Raw genomic sequence first — 1,399 nt, forward strand, 5'->3', positions numbered from 1 at the left:
GGTGCTAAGCGGGTCAGTTGTTGGGATTGGTTTGATTTTATGCAGATAAAAGAAACGGCCACATTAAAAGAACTCTACCTTGACGCAGACAAATCGTTAAAACGTAATAAAGACAACCATTCATTATCGCAATATAAACCAACAATAAAAGAAACATTATCTATTCTTGATAAGCAATACCATGTTGAAACAAAAATATATACCAGTATAAAAGAAGCGAGTTTTAAAGGTATTGCAGATAAACCGATGCTATTTACGGCATTAAGTCGCTTATTAATCAATTACGAAAGCGAATGGTATAGTGAAATTGATGCTGAAGGCAAAATGCCGAAATGGGAAGCGTTAAACAGCGAGCTGACGGAAAATGCTAAAAATGTATTAACGTATTTAAAAGAAGCGGATGAAGCAAAATGTGATATCTATGTAAACACACTAGCAGCAGATGAACAGAAATCAGTCAAAAAAGGATTAGAAGAGCTAAGAAGAAGCATAGCACGTTTTCCAGCAGACTATATAGACAGCCCAACAGAAAAGCTCAGTAAAGGGCAATTGGACATCTATTTTTTGCTTAAACAGTTAGAAAAACAAGTGACAGCTTGGGAAAAGACCAAAGAGAAAATCAAGAAAATGTTATGGTGGGATGATGTTGCTAAAGGCTTAGCTAAGTTGAATCAACCCCAAGACACGCCTCCAGAAAATGGCGAGACAACCAATACCACAACCCCCCCAGCAGACACCACCCCACCAGCCACGCTTAGTGCTGATGGGAAGGCGTGGTTTATTCATCCGGTAGCATTATTTAATTTCAAACCGAAATTTTGTATAACAGTTGATATGTTAAAGCAGATTTTCACTTCTGTATCAAATAATCGGCGAGATTTATTACAATTCATAGTAAATGATATTAACGTTCATATGAACAAATATAAACTTGATACACCTCTTAGATTAAGTCATTTTTTTGCTCAAATTAGACAAGAAGTTGGTTTATCACTACAAACTGAAGAAAATTTTACTTATAGTGTTAGTGGATTAAAAACAACATATAAATATTTTAAAAATAATCCTGAAGATGCAATAAAGCATGGTTATCCTGATGGATCTCCAAAAAATTTAAGAACTGTATCGGAGGAGAGCCAAAAATTTGTTGCAAATAAAGCCATGGGAGATAGATTAGGAAATCTTGGCTCAGATACTGATGATGGTTGGAATTTTAGAGGAAGAGGGTTAAAACAGTTAACGGGTAGGGATAATTATGTAGATTTTGCAAATGGATATCAGGAAATTTGGGGTGGGGAGTACATTAATTTTGTTGATAATCCAGATTTATTACATACAAATTATAAATATATAGTTCATTCTGGTGTCTATTTTTGGCTTAAATATAAATTATACAATA

1 protein-coding gene is annotated in these 1,399 nt (G+C 34.4%); it reads left to right on the forward strand.

All coding sequences use genetic code 11. The features are described 5' to 3' along the window. Positions 1–1,399, forward strand: a 1,399-nt coding sequence (locus A9G28_RS13635) for a glycoside hydrolase family 19 protein (protein WP_218057373.1), incomplete at both ends; no start/stop codon positions are given.

It is taken from the genome of Gilliamella sp. Fer1-1 (genome assembly GCF_001690825.1).
In the GTDB taxonomy this organism is placed as follows: Bacteria; Pseudomonadota; Gammaproteobacteria; order Enterobacterales; family Orbaceae; genus Gilliamella; species Gilliamella apicola_C.